This is a genomic window from Streptomyces sp. NPDC003393 (genome assembly GCF_053589015.1).
The window spans coordinates 40,454-56,798 of the sequence record NZ_JBSFRB010000003.1; the positions used below are offsets into that span (position 1 = coordinate 40,454).

Sequence of the window (16,345 nt, forward strand, 5' to 3'; positions counted from 1 at the left end):
CATGGGGTCGTACACGGTTCCGTACGTGATCGAGCGGACCGCGCAGGGCGAGCGGTCCTACGACGTGTTCAGCCGGCTGCTGAACGAACGGATCATCTTTCTCGGCACGGAGATCGACGACGGCGTCGCCAACGTCGTCATCGCGCAACTCCTCCATCTGGAGTCCGCGAACCCGGAGCACGAGATCTCGCTCTATCTCAACTCGCCGGGCGGCTCGTTCACTTCGCTCATGGCCATCTACGACGCGATGACGTTCGTGCAGTCGCCGATCTCCACGTTCTGCGTGGGGCAGGCGGCCTCCACGGCGGCGGTGCTGCTGGCCGGCGGGGACCCCGGACGGCGGTTCGTGCTGGAGCACGCGCGGGTGCTGCTGGGCCAGCCGGCCAGCGGTGGCCGGCAGGGCACCGTCTCCGATCTCACGCTCCAGGCGAAGGAGATGGTCCGGATCCGCTCCCAGGTCGAGGAGGTGCTGTCCCGGCACACCGGACACGCCCCCGAGGACCTGCGCGCCGACATGGACCGCGACAAGGTCTTCACCGCCCAGGAGGCGGTGGCCTACGGCTTGGCCGACGAGGTGCTGAGCCGGCGCCTGGCCCCGGTGTTCTGAAAGACGGCCGGCCGGCCACCGGATGTGCCCGGCCCCGCCCTCGCCGTGTGATCATCAGCGACGCCGTCGTCCTGCGCCGGCCGTACACGGCGTCCGGGGCCTTGGCGCCGCCGACGGCGGTGATCGGGGACGGGCGGTGCGACCGGCGCGACGGCACCGTCATACTTGGCGCATGGATCACATCGGGGGGTACGCCGTCGAGCGCAGGCTCGGCGAGGGCGGGATGGGAACGGTCTTCCTGGCGCGCACGCGCGGCGGTCGCGCGGTCGCGCTGAAGGTCGCCAAACCGGAACTGGCCGGGGACCCCGTCTTCCGTGAGCGCTTCCGCGCGGAGGTGGCGGCGGCACGCACGGTGGGCGGGTTCCACACCGCGCCCGTGGTCGACGCCGACGTCGAGGGCGACCCGCCGTGGCTGGCGACGGCGTACATCCCGGGCCCGACCCTCGCCGAGCGGCTGGCCGCGAACGGACCCATGAACGAGCCGGAGCTGCGTGCGCTCGCCGCGGCACTCGCAGAGGCCCTGGCGTCGATCCACGCCTGCGGGCTCGTCCACCGCGATCTCAAGCCGGGCAACATCATCATGGCCGCCGACGGCCCTCGCGTGCTCGACTTCGGCATCGCCCGAGCGCTGGAGTCGTCCCGATTGACCGCGACCGGCACGGCCTTCGGCACGCCGGGCTACCTCTCCCCCGAGCAAGCCCTGGGCCAGGACGTGACCGGCGCGAGCGACGTGTTCGCGCTCGGCGCCGTGCTGGTGGCCGCCGCCGGGGGCAGCGCCTGGGGGGAGGGCACCTCCATGGCCTTGATGTACCGGTCGGTCCACGAACCTCCGAACCTGGCCGCCGTGCCCGCCGGTCTGCGCACGGTGGTGGCGGCCTGCCTGCACAAGGATCCGGCCGCCCGGCCGGCACCCGGCGCCCTGCTGGACCTGGTGACAGGACCCGCGCACAGCACACCCGCCGGTTACACACCGACGCTCGCGGTCCCGCCACCCGCGTTCCCCCCGCCGGCCTCGGCACCGACGCAGCCGGCGACCCCGCCACCGTTCCCGCCCCCGGCCGTCTTCCCGCCCCCGGCCGGGTTCGCGCCCCCGGCACACCCGCAGCCCCTCGTCATCGGGGACCGGTCGGCGAGCATCACCGTGGACACCACCGGGGTCACCCTTCAAGTGGACACGGTCGAGGCGGACTTCGACTGGCCGGAGATCGCCGCGGTCATCTGCACGCCGACTCGCCGAGGGCGCTTCACGGTCACCGTCCGGCTGCACGACGGCATGTCGTATCCCTGCGAGCTCGACGCCCGACGCGCGGACCGGCGGGACGCGTGGATCAGCCAACTGAATGCCCTGGTGGGTCGGCACCTCGGACGCTGACCTGCCCGGGACCGCACCACGGAGACGCGCGTGCCCGTCGACGGCCGAACCCTTCCGGCCGACGGTGCGTCAGCCGGCCGGGGGTCCACGGACTTCCGGTGATCAGGGCGTCAGGCGGCCAGGCACAGGCCGTCGACGCGGGAGGCGGACGTGCGGCGGCTGTGCGTCGCGGTGCGGCTGGTGAGGCGGACCAGTTCGCCCTGCGCCAGGGACAGCAGGTCGGCCAGGCCGAGCCCGAGTGCCTGGGCCGCGGCCGCGAGCACCTCCGAGGACGCCTCCTTGCGGCCGCGCTCGATCTCCGAGAGGTACGGCATGGAGATGCGCGCCGCGTCGGCGACGTCCTTGAGCGTGCGCTCCTGGGTGAGCCGCTCACGGCGGAGCACGTCGCCGACGAGGTCGCGCCACAGCGGTTCGCGAGGAATTGTGGCCTGACGGGTGTTCGCCGGGCGCACGGCCGGCGGGCGCAGCGGGACGACGCGGGCGGGGTTCGGCGCTTGGTTGCTCATCGCTTCAGACTATGAGTCAGGTACGCCCGGGGAAGAGGACGGCATTTCGCCCTGGGTGAAGCACCGGCACGGAAGGTACGGAAGCGGACGAAAAGGCGGCGTGCGCATGGGTCGCGCCGACCTGGGTACCCGGCCTTCACCGAACCGTGACTTTTCGTGGGAGGGGCAATGGACACCGCCGTGATCCGGTCCGAGGCAGCGGTCGAGGCGACCCGGGAGAACCGGACGGGCGGCACACCGCTCCCGGCGGTCGACGATCCCCGGTCCGTGGCACCCCGCGACGCACGCGAGCTGTCCCGCCTCTTCTTCCGCCGCCTGACCGAGCTCGAAGAGGGCACGCCGGAACACCAGTACGCGCGGAACGCCCTCATCGAGATGAACATGTCGCTGGTGCGCTTCGCGGCCGGCCGGTTCCGGGGCCGCGGCGACGAGATGGAGGACGTGGTCCAGACCGGGATGATCGGTCTGATCAAGGCGATCGACCGGTTCGAGCTGTCGCGCGAGGTGGAGTTCACGTCGTTCGCGCTGCCCTACATCGTCGGCGAGATCAAACGGTTCTTCCGGGACACGACCTGGTCGGTGCATGTGCCGCGGCGGCTGCAGGAGCTGCGTGTGGAGCTGGCCAAGGCGCGCGAGGAGCTGTGCAGCCGCCTGGACCGCGAGCCCACCGTCGCCGAGCTCGCGACGCTGATGAACATCACCGAGAAGGAGGTGGTCGAGGGCCAGATCGCGTCCAACGGCTATCACTCCGCCTCACTGGACGCCGCGCTCACCGGTGACGGTTCCGAAGAGGGTGAAGCGGTGCTCGCCGACTTCCTCGGCGTGGAGGAGGACGGGATCAGGCTCGTCGAGGACTTCCACTCGCTGGCCCCGCTGGTGGCCGAACTCGGCGAGCGGGACCGGCAGATCATCCACCTGCGGTTCGTGGAGGAGGCCACCCAGGCGGAGATCGGCGAACGGCTCGGCTGCTCGCAGATGCACGTCTCCCGGCTGATCAAGCGGATCCTCACCCAACTGCGGGAGGGCATGCTGGGCGAGTCCGGGTGAAACCCGGGAGGGCGTCCGCTCCGGGGCTTCCGGCAGGCCGGGAAGGCTGGGACTGCGAAGACCGGCCGCCGTCTCAGTCGGGCCCGAGGCGGACCAGGGCGCGTACCCGCTTGCCCACCGGGACGCGTTCCGCGGTCACCTCGGCGGCCAGGGCGTTCACGATCTCCAGGCCGTGCCGGCCGATACGCTCCGGGTCCCGGGGGAAGCGGAGCGGCAGCGCGGCGCTGCTGTCGTAGACGCTCACCCGGACCGCGGCGTCCGTCCCCTCCAGTTCCAGGATGTAGGGCCCGTCGCTGTGCCGGTCCGCGTTGGTGACCAGCTCGCTCACCACCAGGAGCAGGGCCTCGCCGGAGCGGCGGCCGATCACGGCGTACCAGTCGGTCCTGAGTTGGTCGAGGAAGTGCGCGGCGAACGAACGCGCGTCGGCGATGCATCCGGGTTCACCGGTGTAGTGCGTGGCCCGCCGAAGCGGTTCCACGGGTACGTCGAATCCAGTGGGTATCACTGCCCCGTCCGACTGCTCGATCATGCGTTTCTCTCTCGGAGGCCGGTACGACCGGACGCTGCTGCTCTGTCCTGATACCCACGGCGCCGCCGGGCAGTCCCCGGCGGGCGGCACCCGCGCGCGGGCAGCGCGGTCGCGGACGGACCTTCCGACGGGCGTACCGCCCCGGTGCTGCTTAGCGTGACAGCGTGAGCCCACCGAGCCCCCACGCTCCACCGGCCGCCCGCCACGGACGGTCCCGCCACGGCTGGCCGCAGGCCATCGCCACAGTACTGGCCGCGATGCTCGCCATGTGCGCGGTCGCCGCGCTGGGCCTGTGGGCGGCCGGGGCCGCGGACCTGCCCGACAACGCCTTTCCCCGGGTCGTCGCGGCGACCGTGGTGACGGCGGTCGGGGGCAGCATGGAACTCTCGGGCAACGCCGGCACGCTGGCCACGACGCACGCCGGGGTGACGGTGATGCCGCTGTCGGTCACCCTCGTCGGCGCGCTCGTCGTCGGCACCGGCTTCCTCCGCCCGCTGCGGCGGCCGGGGAGAACGACGGGGACACGGGACACGCCGGAGGAGCCGGACGGGACCGACGCGCCAGGCCCGGTGCGGGCACCGGAGGTGGGCTGGTGGGCCGCCCGGATCGGCGTTCTGTGGCTGTCGGCGCTGGTCGCCCTGGCGTTCGCCGCCCGCCAGACCTTCGCCGTCGACCTCGGCAACGGAGTGCTCGCCGCCATCGGCGAACTCTTCGGCGCGCAGCCCGAGGTGGGTTTCACCACCCACGTGCCGCCGACGGTCGGCTTCGGACTGCTGTGGCTGCTGGGCGTGCTGGCGCTCGCGCTGCTCGTCGCCGGCGAGGTCCCGCTGCCGGCGCGGGCGGCACGGCTTCGCGCGTCGGCCCGTCCGGTGGCGTACGCCATGGTCGCCCTGCTGCTCGCATGGGTGGCCGTCGGACTGGTCGACGCGCTGGTGTCGGCGGGGACGCGCGGGCGCCCTGCGCAGACCTTCGCGCTGGTCCTGCTCGGGCTGCCGAACCTGACCTGGCTCGCCTTCACCATCGGACTGGGTGCCGCCTGGGACGGCCGGGTGGACGGCCCCTTCGGGCTGCCGGTGCCGCATCTGCTCGACAAGGCGCTGCGCACCCCGGAAGTGTCCACGCTCGACCTGGGTTCGCTGGCCGAGCACGACGGCCGGGTGTGGTGGCTGGTGGTCGTCGACGCGGTGCTGGTGCTCGGCGCCGCCTACCTCGCGGCCGTCCGTACCCCGACCCCGGTGCTGCCATGGCGGCACGCGCTGCGGATGGCGGCCGGCCTGGTGCTGACGGTTCTGACGGTCTGCCTCGCGGGCCGCGTCTCCGCCCACTACGGGCTGTCGCTGCTCGGCATCGGGGACGTGGGCGGCGGTCTGTCCGGGGAGCTGCTGCTGCGGCCCCGGCTGTGGGGTGCCCTCGGTCTGGCCGTGTTGTGGGGGCTGGTCACCGGCTTCCTGGGTGCTCTGCCGACCCGCCCCGTGCCCCGTCCCGTCGAGGGACGGCCCGCCCCACCGCGCCCCGGCCCCGCCGACCACAGCGGCGCGCCGCACGTGTAGTCAGACCACGGGCAGCACCAGTGCCGGGACGGTCCGCTGCATGCGAAGGGCGTCCACGGACTCCGCGAGGAGTTCATACTCGGTGGTGTCGTCGCCCGCGGCGACCCGCACCAGCCGTCCGCCGGCCAGCTCGTCGGCCACCCGTTCCTGGCGGAACGGGTCGGCGCACCAGGCCCGCAGGACGCCGGGCACGTCGGGCACCTCCTCCGGCACCGTGACGAGCGCGCCCGAGGGCACGTACTCGGTCTCCGGGCCGGGGTCGAGGCGCTCGGCGATCCAGACGGCGCGGTCGCGCAGCCACCACAGGGCCAGGGCCAGGGTGGGCGCCCGGTAGGTGCCGAGCGGTACTCCGATGCGCCGGCCGTCGCACACGCCGTACGCGGTGACATGGCACAGGAATTCGTCGTGCACAGCTCCTCCCCCGTGGCGGCGTCCGCCTGCTGGTGGTGCGTCGTTCCCCGATGCGGCTCCTGTGCGGTGTTGGGTCCCTGGCCTTCGAGTATGTTGACTCCTGAAACACTGTCACCACGACTTTCCGGCCAGTCTCCTGGCATATTCCGCGCGCGCTGCGGCCGAGACGGCACGGACCGTCACGTCGGCGGTCAGCGGATCGTGACGTGGAGGCACGCGGGTCGTCACCCCGGCCGGTACGCGGGCCATTACCCCGGCGGTAATCGCGCCCTCCCCCGGGCCCCGGGCATGGTTGTCGCATCGGGTCGCCGACCTCGGAGATCCCGGTTCCGACCAGCACCCCGTACCGACACCCTCGATGGAGGCTGATTCCCCATGTCCGCACGGACCGACCGTTACGAGAACGCCGCCGCCCGCTACCTGGAGGCCTGGAACGCCAAGGGCGCCGAGGCCCTCGCCAAGGCGGTGGCGGCCGCCTGGGCCCCCGACGGCACCTACACCGACCCCCTCGCCGACGTCAGCGGCCACGAGCAGATCACGGGTCTGATCACCGCGGCGCAGCAGCAGTTCCCCGGGTTCGTCTTCCGGCTCACCGGCACCGTGGACGGTCACCACGACACCGCCCGCTTCGCCTGGGAACTGGTGAGCGAGTCCGAGGCGGGCTCCGTCCCGGTCGCCGGTTTCGACGTCATCACCCTGGACGCCGAGGACCGTATCCGTACCGTGCTCGGCTTCCTGGACCGGGTGCCGGCCGGCGCCTGAGGACGTGCCGCCCGCACGAGGGGACGGGCGAGACGGCGAGGCGGCCGCCCACCGGTCGAACGGTGGGCGGCCGCCTCACGAGTGCGCCTACGACCTCACGCGGTCAGGGCCTGACGACCGCGTCGATACGGGCCAGTTCCTCCGCGTCGAAGTCCAGGTTCCGGATCGCGGCGACGCTGTCCTCCAGCTGCTGCGGACTGCTCGCGCCGACGAGGGCGGAGGTCACCCGTCCGCCGCGCAGCACCCAGGCCAGGGCCAGCTGGGCCAGCGACCGGCCCCGGGACTTGGCGATCTCGTCCAGGGCGCGCAGCCTGCCGACCAGTTCCCCGGTCACCGCCTCGGAGGTGAGGAAGGGGCTGTCGCTCGCCGCCCGGGAGCCCTCGGGGATGCCGTCGAGGTAGCGGGCGGTGAGCAGGCCCTGCTCCAGCGGGGAGTAGGCGATGGAGCCGACCTGGAGTTCGTCGAGCGCGTCGAGGAGGCCCTCCTCCTCGGGGCGGCGGTCGAGCATCGAGTAGCGCGGCTGGTGGATCAGCAGCGGGGTACCGAGCTCGCCCAGGATCCGCGCGGCCTCACGGGTCTGCTCCGCGGAGTAGTTGGAGACGCCGACGTACAGGGCCTTGCCCTGCTGGACCGCCGAGTGCAACGCGCCCATCGTCTCCTCCAGCGGAGTCTCCGGGTCGGGGCGGTGCGAGTAGAAGATGTCGACGTACTCCAGGCCCATCCGCTTCAGGCTCTGGTCCAGCGACGAGAGCAGGTACTTGCGCGATCCCCATTCGCCGTACGGACCGGGCCACATGAGGTAGCCGGCCTTGGTGGAGATCACCAGCTCGTCGCGGTACGGCGCGAAGTCCTCGCGCAGCGCCTCACCGAGGGCGGACTCGGCGGCACCGGGCGGCGGGCCGTAGTTGTTGGCCAGGTCGAAGTGGGTGACGCCGAGGTCGAAGGCGCGGCGCAGGATGGCCCGCTGGGTCTCCACCGGTCGGTCCGGGCCGAAGTTGTGCCACAGGCCGAGTGACAGCGCGGGCAGCTTCAGACCGCTGCGTCCGGTGCGCCGGTAGGGCATGTCGGCGTAGCGGTCGGGGTGGGCGGTGTACAACGCGACTCCATGAGGGGTTGGTACGGCGAGCGGTGTCCTGCTCGGGTGTCTTCTGTTTCCTGCTCGGATGTCTTCGGTGTCCTACTCTCGCCCCGCCTGCGGGCAGCGGTCCAACAGGAGAATCCGATGGGATTGAGCGGCTAGGCTTCTCAATCATGGAACTGCGCCATCTGAAGCACTTCGTGGCCGTCGCCGAGGACCAGCACTTCACCCGGGCGGCGGAGCGGCTGATGGTGTCCCAGTCGGGCCTGTCGGCCTCCATCCGGGCGCTGGAGCGGGAGCTGCGGGCACCGCTGTTCGTGCGCAGCACGCGCCGGGTCACGCTCACCGAGGCCGGGCGTGCGCTGTACGGCGAGGCGGAGCGGATCCTGGCGCAGGTCAGGGCGGCGCACGAGGCGGTGGCCGCGGTGCAGGGCGTGCTGCGCGGCACGCTGACGCTGGGCACCGAGCAGTGCATCGCCGGCGTGGACGCGGCGGGACTGCTCGCCGCCTTCCGTCGGCGCCATCCGGACGTGGAGATCCGGCTGCGGCAGACGGGCTCGGGAGCGCTCGCGGAGGGGGTCGCCGCGGGCCGCCTCGATCTGGCGTTCGCCTACCGGACTCAGGAGGACACCGACCAGCTGCGGTCGGTGACCCTGGCCGACGAGCCGATGACGGTGCTGTGCCATCCCGGCCACCGGTTCGCGGCGACGGGCGCGCCGCTCACCCCCGAGGAGGTGAGCGGTGAGGTCTTCGTCGACTTCCACCCGGACTGGGGTCCGCGCCGGGTCACCGACGCGGCCTTCTCGGCCGCGGGCGTGGACCGTACGGTGGCCCTGGAGGTCAACGACGTGCACGGGCTGCTCGATCTGGTCGACGAGAACCTCGGCATCGCGGTGGTTCCCCGGCATTTCCGGCACAAGCGTCCGTCGCTCACCGCACTGCCGTTCAAGGGCACCGGTGAGCGGCCCTACGAGACCGTCGTCCTGCTGCCGCCAGAGCAGGGCACGAGCCCGGCGGCCCGCGCCCTGGTCACCCTCCTGGAGTCGTGGGCCGGCAAGGCCGCTGAGGCCGACGGAGGCGAAACCGGCGCAGCCGGGGCCGACAGCGCCGGGTCCTGACGGACCGACAGGTCCGGCACCCCGCGGCGACCCGCCGGATTCCGGGCGCGCCAGGGCAGGCGATGCGCGATGGTGGACGCATGCATGCGAAGGACATCCTCATAGACGGCTACGGCCGCATCCGGGAAGAAGTCCATGCCGTTGTCGACGGCCTCGGGCCGGAGGAACTGCACGCCCGTCCGGCTTCTGAAGCCAACTCCCCCGCCTGGCTCGTCTGGCATCTCACCCGGGTCCAGGACGACCATGTCGCCGACGCCTTCGGCCTCGACCAGGTGTGGCTGTCCCAGGGCTGGGAGAAGCGCTTCGGGCTGGACCTGCCGCGCCACGACACCGGGTACGGGCACACGGCGGCGCAGGTCGCGAAGGTGCGCGTCGAGTCCGCGGATCTGCTCACCGGGTACTACGACGCCGTCCACGAGCAGACCCTCCAGGCCCTGCGCGGCCTGACCGCCAAGGACCTGGGACGGGTCGTGGACGAGGGCTGGGATCCCCCGGTCACCCTGGGCGTGCGCCTGGTCAGCGTCCTGTCCGACGATCTCCAGCACGTCGGACAGGCCGCCTATGTGCGCGGGCTGCTTCAGAGCACGGCCGGGTAACCGGGCAGCACGACGTCCTCGATGAGGGCCTTGCGCTCGTCGAACGGGAGGAACGCGCTCTTGGCCGCGTTCAGCGTGACGGTGCGCAGGTCCTCGACGGTCCAGCCCGCCTCCTGGACCAGCAGCGACATCTCGCGGGTCATGGTGGTGCCCGAGACCAGACGGTTGTCGGTGTTGAGCGTGACGCGGAAGCCGAGGTCCTTCAGGGCCGTGATCGGGTGCTCCGCGATCGAGGTGGCGCACCCGGTCTGGAGATTGGACGTCGGGCACATCTCCAGGGCGATACGGCGGTCGCGCACCCAGCCCGCGAGGCGGCCGAGCTTGCCGTCCACGATGTCCTCGGTGAGGCGCACACCGTGACCGATGCGCTGGGCGCCGCACACCTGGAGGGCCTGGTGGATGCTGGGCAGGCCGTGCGCCTCGCCGGCGTGGATGGTGAACGGCACGCTCGCGCGGCGCAGGTGCTCGAAGGCGGCCAGATGGTCGGCGGGCGGGAAGCCGTCCTCGGCGCCGGCGATGTCGAAGCCGACGACGCCGGCGTCCCGGTAGGCGACGGCCAGGTCGGCGGCCTCCCGGACGCGGTCGAACATCCGCATGCCGCAGAGCAGGGTGCCGACGCGCACCGGGGTGCCGGCGGCGGCCGCCTTGGCCATACCGGTGGCCAGACCCTCCTGCACGGTCTCCACGACCTCCCGCATGGTCAGGCCGCCCCTGGTGTTCAGTTCGGGGGCGTAGCGCACCTCGGCGTGGACGACGCCGTCGGCGGCGAGGTCGAGGACGTACTCCTCGGCGGTGCGCAGCAGGCCCTCGCGGGACTGCATGACGGCCAGGGTGTGCTCGAAGGTCGCTATGTAGCGGACCAGGTCACCGGAGTTCGCGGCTTCGTAGTACCAGGCGGCGAGCTCGTCGGGGTCGGTGGTGGGGAGGGGGTGGCCGACCGCGGCGGCGAGTTCGACGACGGTGGCGGGGCGCAGCCCGCCGTCGAGGTGGTCGTGCAGCACGACCTTGGGAAGGCGGCGGATCACATCGGTGTCTACGCGCGTAGCAGTCATGGTCGGATCTTTTCTGGGGCAGGCGGTCGAAGCAGTGGCGGATGAGTCAGCCGGCGGGCTGGAGCAGGTCCCAGCGGTTGCCGTAGAGGTCCTGGAAGACGGCGACGGTGCCGTACGGTTCGTGCCGCGGCTCCTCCAGGAAGGTCACGCCCGCGGCGGTCATCCGCGCGTGGTCGCGGGCGAAGTCGTCGGTGTGCAGGAAGAACCCGACGCGTCCGCCGGTCTGGTCGCCGACGCGGGCCCGCTGGGCCTCGCCCTTGGCGCGGGCCAGGAGCAGACCGGTGCCGGCGCCCTCGCTCCCGGGCGCCACGACGACCCAGCGCGAGCCGTCCGGCCGCGGGGTGTCCTCCACGAGGCGGAAGCCGAGGGCCTCGGTGTAGAAGCGGACCGCCTCGTCGTAGTCGTCGACGACGAGGGTGACCAGGGCGATGCGTCTCATCGGGGCCTTTCGGGAACGTGCGATCGACGGGTGAGGTTATACGTAAAACCTCACGCGCGCCAGTCCGCTCCGGGCGACGAAGCGGGCGAGACGGTCTCGCGCTCGGTGTCGCGGTCCAGTCCGGAGCGCATGCGGCGGAACGGACGGTCCGTGCGCGTCCTGGACGGGGCAGCACACCCGTCTTCGCCGCGTGGTCCGGTGGGCGTCCGACCACTGCGGCCGGCGCAGCGGTCGGCGCGGTGCCGGTCATCTGCTCGCGGCGGCCCCTCGCGCACGGTATGCGGGGACTCGGTGACACGGTAGAGATCCGGAAGGAGGGCCTCCAGCCTTCCCCGTGACGCCGCGCCGCCCCGGCCCGGCACCCGAAGCGTGAGCCAGGAGTTGAGCACCGTGCCCGAGCAGACCGAGCCCGCCGAGGTCCCCGCCCGCCAGAACGTCAGTTTCCCCAGTGCGGGCGCCACCGCCCACGGCTATCTCGCACTTCCCCCGTCCGGTCGGGGGCCGGGAATCATCGTCATCCAGGAGTGGTGGGGGCTGACCGACCACATCGCCGAACTCACCGACCGGTTCGCCGCCGAGGGTTTCGTCGCCCTCGCCCCCGACCTGTACGGCGGAAGCGTGGCCCACGACCCCGAGGAGGCGCAGCGGCTGATGAAGGCCCTGCCGGTCTCCCGGGGTGTCGAACTGCTCTCCGGCGCGGTCGACCATCTGCTGTCGCTGCCCGAGGTCACCTCGGACACGGTCGGCGCGGTCGGCTTCTGCATGGGCGGCGGCTTCGTGCTGTACCTCGCGGCGGTCGAACCGCGGGTGAGCGCGGCGGTGCCGTTCTACGGCGTGATCCGTGGCGAGTCGCCCGACTTCTCCGGACTGCGGGCCCGCGTCCTGGGGCACTACGGGGAACGGGACCGGAGCATCCCGCCGGAGCGGGTCGACGAGCTGCGCGAGACGCTGCGGCGGCAGTCGGGCATCACTCCGGACCTGCGTCTGTACCCGGCGGGCCACGCCTTCCTCAACGACCGCCGTCCCAGTCACGACCCCGACTCGGCCGACCGCGCCTGGCGGAGCACGGTCGCGTTCCTGCACGAGCAGTTGGGCTGAGGCCCGGCGCCGACGCGGGGGCCCGGCGCGCGCGTCCAGGACGCGGACGGCCGCGGCGGCGACCCGGTCACGGTCGCCGCCGCGGGGTTCGTCCGACGGGACGTCACCTGCCCGTGCCGGTCATCGCTCGTCGGCCGGGTGCAGGAAGGGACGCACCTCGATCGGCAGGGTGGTGGCGCGGCTCGCCTTCCGGCCCCAGTCCAGCGCGGCGTCCAGATCCGGTGCCTTGATCACACACACGCCGCCCAGGTGCTCCTGGCCCTCGGTGAAGGGTCCGTCGGTGGCCAGCACCTCCTCGCCCTTGGGGCGCAGCACGGTGGCGGACTCCGGGCCGTGCAGCCCGCCCGCGAACACCCAGGCGCCGGCCTCGCGCAACTCCTGGTGGAAGAGTTCCAGGCTGCCCACGATGTCCGCCAGAGCCTCGGCCGAGGGCGGCGCACCCTCGCTCGGCTGGATCACGCTGAGCAGGTAGTACTTCATGACGTCCTCCTTGGCGTCGTGCCGTTGTCCCCCTCCTACACGAACGGCACACACCCGGATCGGCACCTCGCCCGAGGACGCCCGAAGAACCTCTTCCCGGCTCAACTCGCCGCGGCCGGCACGGGCGTGCCGCCGTGGACCGCCGAGAACCGGTCGACGACCCGGGCCAGCGCCTCGGTGGCGGCCGGCGCGACCGACAGCGAGCCGTCCTCGCGCACGGTGATGTCCTTGTCGAGGGTGAACCAGCCCTGCACGATGTGCGCCGCGCCCATGGAGTTGAGCACGGGACGCAGGGCGTAGTCGATGGCGAGGACGTGCGCGGTGGAGCCGCCGGTGGCGAGCGGCAGCACCGTCTTGCCGGTGAGCGCGTACTGCGGCAGCAGGTCGAGCAGTGCCTTGAGGACACCGGAGTAGGACGCCTTGTGGACGGGGGTGCCGACGACGATCCCGTCGGCGCGGGCGAACGCTTCGCCTGCCTCGACGATCGCCGGGTGCCGGGGGTCCGCGCCGAGCAGGGCCTCGGCGGGGAGCGTGCGGACGTCGAACGGTGTCACCTCGTGGCCCTGCGTGAGAAGACGCTGATCGAGGTGGCGCAGCAGGCGGTTGGTGCGTGAGGAGACGGACGGACTGCCGAAGACGGACAGGACCATGGCCATGCGGGACTCCTGTTGCGGAATGCGTGCGGGCAGACGAAAGGCGGCGGATCGGGAGGACGGATCAGGCCGCGGGGCAACAGGAGGCGCTGGAGACACGGGCGAGGTCGACATGGCGTCGCCGCGTGAGGTCCAGTCGCATCGTCATGCCGTTGATCGTGTCAGCCGCCGCGGACGGCCGTCAAGGAACGTCCGGCCGTTCTCGTATCGCGAGAACGGCGCAGCGCACCGGGCCTGCCCGGCCCTGCTCCATGACCGGACGGTGGACGGAAGGTCCGGGCGACAACCGTATGGAGTGCATCCGGTTACCGGGGGCATTCGATGGACGCGGGGAGCACGACGGGGGACGACAGAGGAACGACGAAGAGGGGCGAAGATGGAGATCAGCGGCATCATCAGTGCCATCGTCATCGGCATCGTCATCGGCGTCCTGGGACGGCTCGTCGTCCCCGGCCGTCAGCGCATCGGGATCATCTGGACGATCCTCATCGGCATCGTGGCCGCACTGATCGGCGCCGCGATCGCGGGCGCGATCGGGGTGGCGGACACCAAGGGGGTCGACTGGATCGAGTGGCTCATCCAGATCGCGCTCGCCGCGGTGGGTGTCGTCGCACTGGACCGGGCGAAGACGACGCACCGCTGAGGCGGGCCGGCCCACCGGCGCGGTGTCGGTCGTGCCGGCCGGCAAACCCTGGGCCGTTGCCCGGTGGGCCGTCGATCAGCCCAGTTCCAGGGTGGTGACCCCGTAGACCCGCGCGCGTGCGTACGGCCGTACCGGACCCGTGTACATGCGGGCGGTCTCGAAGGACGGGGCCAGACCGGACTCCTCGGCCAGGGCGATGCCCGCGGCGTTGGCCTCGGGCACGTCCAGGGCCACTCCGTTGCCCTCGGCGTCGGCGGTCAGCGCCGCGAACAGGGCCCGTGCGTCCTCGGGAGTGTCAGCGAACAGCGGTCCGACACGCAGGCCGTCGTGGCCGGGCTCAGCACGCCGTAGCCGGTGACCCGGTCACCGGCGCGGCGCACCAGAGCACGGTGTCCCGGCGTGGTCAGCCAGTGGGCGACGAACCGCGGGCGCCCCGCCGGATGGCAGGCGGCGTCGTAGGCGGTGACCTCCGCCAGATCGGCCGGGCCGACCGGCCGGAGGCCGGGCGGCAGGCGGAGGCCGGGCGGCAGGCGGCGGGCGGCGGGCGGCGGGCGGCGGGCCGGTGAACCTGATGGTGCGGTGAGCGGCCTCGAAGCCCGACTGCCGGTAGTTGTCCGGCTGGGCGACGACGCCGTCCAGGCCGATCGTTCGGTTCCCCGCGTGAGCGAGGGCGGTCTTCCAGGTGGTCAGGCCGTGGCCGCGGCCGCGCAGGTCCGGGTGGACCAGGTGGCAGCCGAGGAACGCGTAGTCGGGGCCGTGGTCGACCACCGAGATCGGGGAGACGGGCTCACCGTCGATCCGGCCCAGGAAGAAGCCGTCCGGGTCCCGGGCGAAGAAGGCCGGCCCGTCGGACAGTCCCGGGTTCCAGCCCTCGTCCGCCGCCCATCCTCTGATCACCGGCCAGTCCTCCGGGGTGGCCCGGGTGACGACGAGGCCTTCGTGGACGGCGAAGGGCATGGATGTGCTCCGTGTGTTCGGGGGAGTTCGCGTGTCTGCGTGAGGCGTGCGCGCAGCATCCTTCCGGCTCGCGGGTGGGCGCGCCACAGCGGGATCAAGCCGTACGCCGATGGCCGACCGGTCGCTTCCCCGCGCCGCTCTCGCCCTTTATGGTGCCGGTCATGAACCCGGCCGACATAAGCCTCCGCCCGGTGGAAGAGGCGGACCTGCCCGTCATGGAGCGCTTCTTCCACGATCCCGAGGCCGCCTCGCCCTTTCAGTGGTGGGGCTGGCGCGACCGGGGCCACTGGCGCCGGCTGTGGGCGGAGAACGGTCTGCTCGCCGAGGACAAGGGGCACCTGATGGTGGTGCGCGGACCGCAGCGGCTGGGGATGGTCGCCTGGCGCAGGATCGTCTCGGGGCCGGCCTCGTACTACTGGAACATGGGCATCATGCTGCTGCCGGAGGCCCGCGGGAAGGGCGCCGGGACCGAGGCACAGCGGCAGCTGGTGCGGTACCTCTTCGCGCACACCACCGTGATGCGGATCGAGGCGGACACCGAGGCCGACAACCTCGCGGAGCAGCGCGCCCTGGAGAAGGCGGGCTTCACCAGGGAGGGCGTCCTGCGCAGCGTCTCCTTCCGGGACGGCCGCTGGCGGGACGGACTGCGGTACAGCATCCTGCGCGGCGACGTGGACTGAGGGCTCCGCACGGCGACCGGGCCGAGGCCCCGCCGCTCCGGTGGGCAAGGACCCCACCGGCGCGTGGCGCGCGGTGGGGCCTTCCGGGGGGCGGATGCCTCAGCGGAGCGTCCGGGGGCGGTTGCGCCGGTAGAGGACGGCTCCGCCGAGCAGCAGTGCCGCGCTCGCGGCGACGGCGGGCAGGGTCTGGTCGGCGCCGGTGTGGGCGAGCGACGCCTGCGTCGACGGGGTGGTCACGGGAAGCGGCTTCGGCGCCGGGTGCGTGGCGGGCGCGGGCGGTGTGACCGGCCTCGGTGCGGGCTCGTCGGGGCGTTCGCCGTTCGTGGACGTGTTGCCGACCGACGGGTTGCCGACGCCGGCCACGTTCACGGAGTTGCCGCTGACGTTCACCGGGACGTGCACGGGAAGCTGAATGTTGTTGCCGGAGACCACGCCCGGCGAATCCTTTCCGCCGACCCGTGCCGTCGCTCCGTCGCCGGAGGGCGTCCGATCCCTCCCGGCGGACGCGTTGGCGCAGCGGTTGCCCGCCGCGGGGTTGAGGAGCCCCACCACGCTCACGGTGTTGCCGCACACGTTCACCGGAATGTGCACCGGGAGCTGAATGGTGTTGCCTGAGATCAACCCGGGCGAGCCGACCGCGGCGCCGTCCGCCGTGGCTCCGCCGTCGGCGGCGAACGCGGCGGACACCGGCACTGTCATCGCCATGGCGCCGGACGCGGCGACGGCGATCACACCGTTTCGGGTAACCCGTTTCATAGGTCCTGTGC

Annotated in this window: 20 protein-coding genes and 1 pseudogene; 10 read left to right on the forward strand and 11 right to left on the reverse strand. The window is 72.5% G+C overall.

Going from position 1 to position 16,345, the window contains the following annotated elements:
* Position 1 precedes the first annotated feature (1 nt).
* Together ACWDUZ_RS04145 and ACWDUZ_RS04150 are read left to right on the forward strand one after the other, a co-directional pair.
* Positions 2–607: a ClpP family protease gene (locus ACWDUZ_RS04145; RefSeq protein ID WP_451630225.1), complete on the forward strand. Its 606-nt coding sequence runs from the start codon at positions 2–4 to the stop codon at positions 605–607.
* A 172-nt stretch (positions 608–779) separates the two neighbouring features.
* Positions 780–1,979: a serine/threonine-protein kinase gene (locus ACWDUZ_RS04150; RefSeq protein WP_451630226.1), complete on the forward strand. Its 1,200-nt coding sequence runs from the start codon at positions 780–782 to the stop codon at positions 1,977–1,979.
* Between the two features lie 110 nt (positions 1,980–2,089).
* Here ACWDUZ_RS04150 and ACWDUZ_RS04155 read toward each other — a convergent pair whose 3' ends face one another.
* The gene (locus ACWDUZ_RS04155) at positions 2,090–2,485 is read right to left on the reverse strand and encodes a helix-turn-helix domain-containing protein (RefSeq protein WP_451630227.1); all 396 of its coding nucleotides are present in this window, start codon (positions 2,483–2,485) and stop codon (positions 2,090–2,092) included.
* A gap of 168 nt (positions 2,486–2,653) precedes the next feature.
* On the opposite strand from ACWDUZ_RS04155, the gene ACWDUZ_RS04160 reads away from it, so the two are divergent.
* Positions 2,654–3,532 carry an RNA polymerase sigma factor SigF gene (locus tag ACWDUZ_RS04160; protein WP_451630228.1) on the forward strand — a complete coding sequence of 293 codons (879 nt, stop codon included), beginning with the start codon at positions 2,654–2,656 and terminating at the stop codon, positions 3,530–3,532.
* Positions 3,533–3,605: 73 nt separating this feature from the next.
* Here the strand turns inward: ACWDUZ_RS04160 and ACWDUZ_RS04165 are convergent, their stop codons facing one another.
* On the reverse strand, positions 3,606–4,061 hold the full coding sequence (locus ACWDUZ_RS04165; protein ID WP_451630229.1) for an ATP-binding protein: 456 nt from the start codon (positions 4,059–4,061) through the stop codon (positions 3,606–3,608).
* 164 nt (positions 4,062–4,225) lie between these two features.
* Here ACWDUZ_RS04165 and ACWDUZ_RS04170 point away from each other — a divergent pair, with 164 nt between their 5' ends.
* A complete protein-coding gene (locus tag ACWDUZ_RS04170; protein ID WP_451630230.1) occupies positions 4,226–5,611 on the forward strand; it encodes a streptophobe family protein in 1,386 nt (461 codons plus the stop codon).
* Here ACWDUZ_RS04170 and ACWDUZ_RS04175 read toward each other — a convergent pair whose 3' ends face one another.
* Entirely contained in the window at positions 5,612–6,022 is a 411-nt protein-coding gene (locus ACWDUZ_RS04175; protein WP_451630231.1) for a hypothetical protein, read from the reverse strand.
* 375 nt (positions 6,023–6,397) lie between these two features.
* On the opposite strand from ACWDUZ_RS04175, the gene ACWDUZ_RS04180 reads away from it, so the two are divergent.
* Entirely contained in the window at positions 6,398–6,784 is a 387-nt protein-coding gene (locus ACWDUZ_RS04180; RefSeq protein ID WP_451630232.1) for a nuclear transport factor 2 family protein, read from the forward strand.
* Between the two features lie 103 nt (positions 6,785–6,887).
* On the opposite strand, the gene mgrA is transcribed toward ACWDUZ_RS04180, so the two are convergent.
* Complete coding sequence (gene mgrA / locus ACWDUZ_RS04185; RefSeq protein WP_451630233.1) at positions 6,888–7,880, reverse strand: L-glyceraldehyde 3-phosphate reductase; 993 nt, start codon at positions 7,878–7,880, stop codon at positions 6,888–6,890.
* Between the two features lie 155 nt (positions 7,881–8,035).
* Between mgrA and ACWDUZ_RS04190 the strand changes: the two genes are divergently transcribed.
* Both ACWDUZ_RS04190 and ACWDUZ_RS04195 read left to right on the forward strand, forming a co-directional pair.
* Positions 8,036–8,980: a LysR family transcriptional regulator gene (locus ACWDUZ_RS04190; protein ID WP_451630234.1), complete on the forward strand. Its 945-nt coding sequence runs from the start codon at positions 8,036–8,038 to the stop codon at positions 8,978–8,980.
* Between the two features lie 80 nt (positions 8,981–9,060).
* On the forward strand, positions 9,061–9,576 hold the full coding sequence (locus ACWDUZ_RS04195; protein ID WP_451630235.1) for a mycothiol transferase: 516 nt from the start codon (positions 9,061–9,063) through the stop codon (positions 9,574–9,576).
* Here the strand turns inward: ACWDUZ_RS04195 and ACWDUZ_RS04200 are convergent.
* Positions 9,558–10,628, reverse strand: coding sequence for an adenosine deaminase (locus tag ACWDUZ_RS04200; protein WP_451630236.1), 1,071 nt, complete (start codon positions 10,626–10,628; stop codon positions 9,558–9,560). The two genes, ACWDUZ_RS04195 and ACWDUZ_RS04200, sit on opposite strands and share 19 nt — an antisense overlap.
* A gap of 46 nt (positions 10,629–10,674) precedes the next feature.
* A complete protein-coding gene (locus tag ACWDUZ_RS04205; RefSeq protein WP_451630237.1) occupies positions 10,675–11,067 on the reverse strand; it encodes a VOC family protein in 393 nt (130 codons plus the stop codon).
* A gap of 390 nt (positions 11,068–11,457) precedes the next feature.
* On the opposite strand from ACWDUZ_RS04205, the gene ACWDUZ_RS04210 reads away from it, so the two are divergent.
* A complete protein-coding gene (locus ACWDUZ_RS04210; RefSeq protein WP_451630238.1) occupies positions 11,458–12,165 on the forward strand; it encodes a dienelactone hydrolase family protein in 708 nt (235 codons plus the stop codon).
* A 120-nt stretch (positions 12,166–12,285) separates the two neighbouring features.
* Here the strand turns inward: ACWDUZ_RS04210 and ACWDUZ_RS04215 are convergent, their stop codons facing one another.
* The 3 genes from ACWDUZ_RS04215 to ACWDUZ_RS04225 all read right to left on the reverse strand — a co-directional run bounded on the left by ACWDUZ_RS04215 (position 12,286) and on the right by ACWDUZ_RS04225 (position 13,446).
* Positions 12,286–12,645: a YciI family protein gene (locus ACWDUZ_RS04215; protein ID WP_451630239.1), complete on the reverse strand. Its 360-nt coding sequence runs from the start codon at positions 12,643–12,645 to the stop codon at positions 12,286–12,288.
* Between the two features lie 101 nt (positions 12,646–12,746).
* Positions 12,747–13,301, reverse strand: coding sequence for an NADPH-dependent FMN reductase (gene ssuE / locus ACWDUZ_RS04220; protein ID WP_451630240.1), 555 nt, complete (start codon positions 13,299–13,301; stop codon positions 12,747–12,749).
* 61 nt (positions 13,302–13,362) lie between these two features.
* Positions 13,363–13,446, reverse strand: coding sequence for a putative leader peptide (locus tag ACWDUZ_RS04225; protein ID WP_356947393.1), 84 nt, complete (start codon positions 13,444–13,446; stop codon positions 13,363–13,365).
* A gap of 228 nt (positions 13,447–13,674) precedes the next feature.
* Here ACWDUZ_RS04225 and ACWDUZ_RS04230 point away from each other — a divergent pair, with 228 nt between their 5' ends.
* Complete coding sequence (locus ACWDUZ_RS04230; protein ID WP_451630241.1) at positions 13,675–13,941, forward strand: GlsB/YeaQ/YmgE family stress response membrane protein; 267 nt, start codon at positions 13,675–13,677, stop codon at positions 13,939–13,941.
* A gap of 75 nt (positions 13,942–14,016) precedes the next feature.
* Here the strand turns inward: ACWDUZ_RS04230 and ACWDUZ_RS04235 are convergent.
* Positions 14,017–14,898 (reverse strand): annotated as a pseudogene (locus ACWDUZ_RS04235) (GNAT family N-acetyltransferase).
* A 161-nt stretch (positions 14,899–15,059) separates the two neighbouring features.
* Between ACWDUZ_RS04235 and ACWDUZ_RS04240 the strand changes: the two are divergent.
* A complete protein-coding gene (locus tag ACWDUZ_RS04240; protein WP_451630242.1) occupies positions 15,060–15,578 on the forward strand; it encodes a GNAT family N-acetyltransferase in 519 nt (172 codons plus the stop codon).
* Between the two features lie 99 nt (positions 15,579–15,677).
* On the opposite strand, the gene ACWDUZ_RS04245 is transcribed toward ACWDUZ_RS04240, so the two are convergent.
* On the reverse strand, positions 15,678–16,334 hold the full coding sequence (locus tag ACWDUZ_RS04245) for a chaplin (protein ID WP_451630243.1): 657 nt from the start codon (positions 16,332–16,334) through the stop codon (positions 15,678–15,680).
* Between the last annotated feature and the right edge of the window lie 11 nt (positions 16,335–16,345).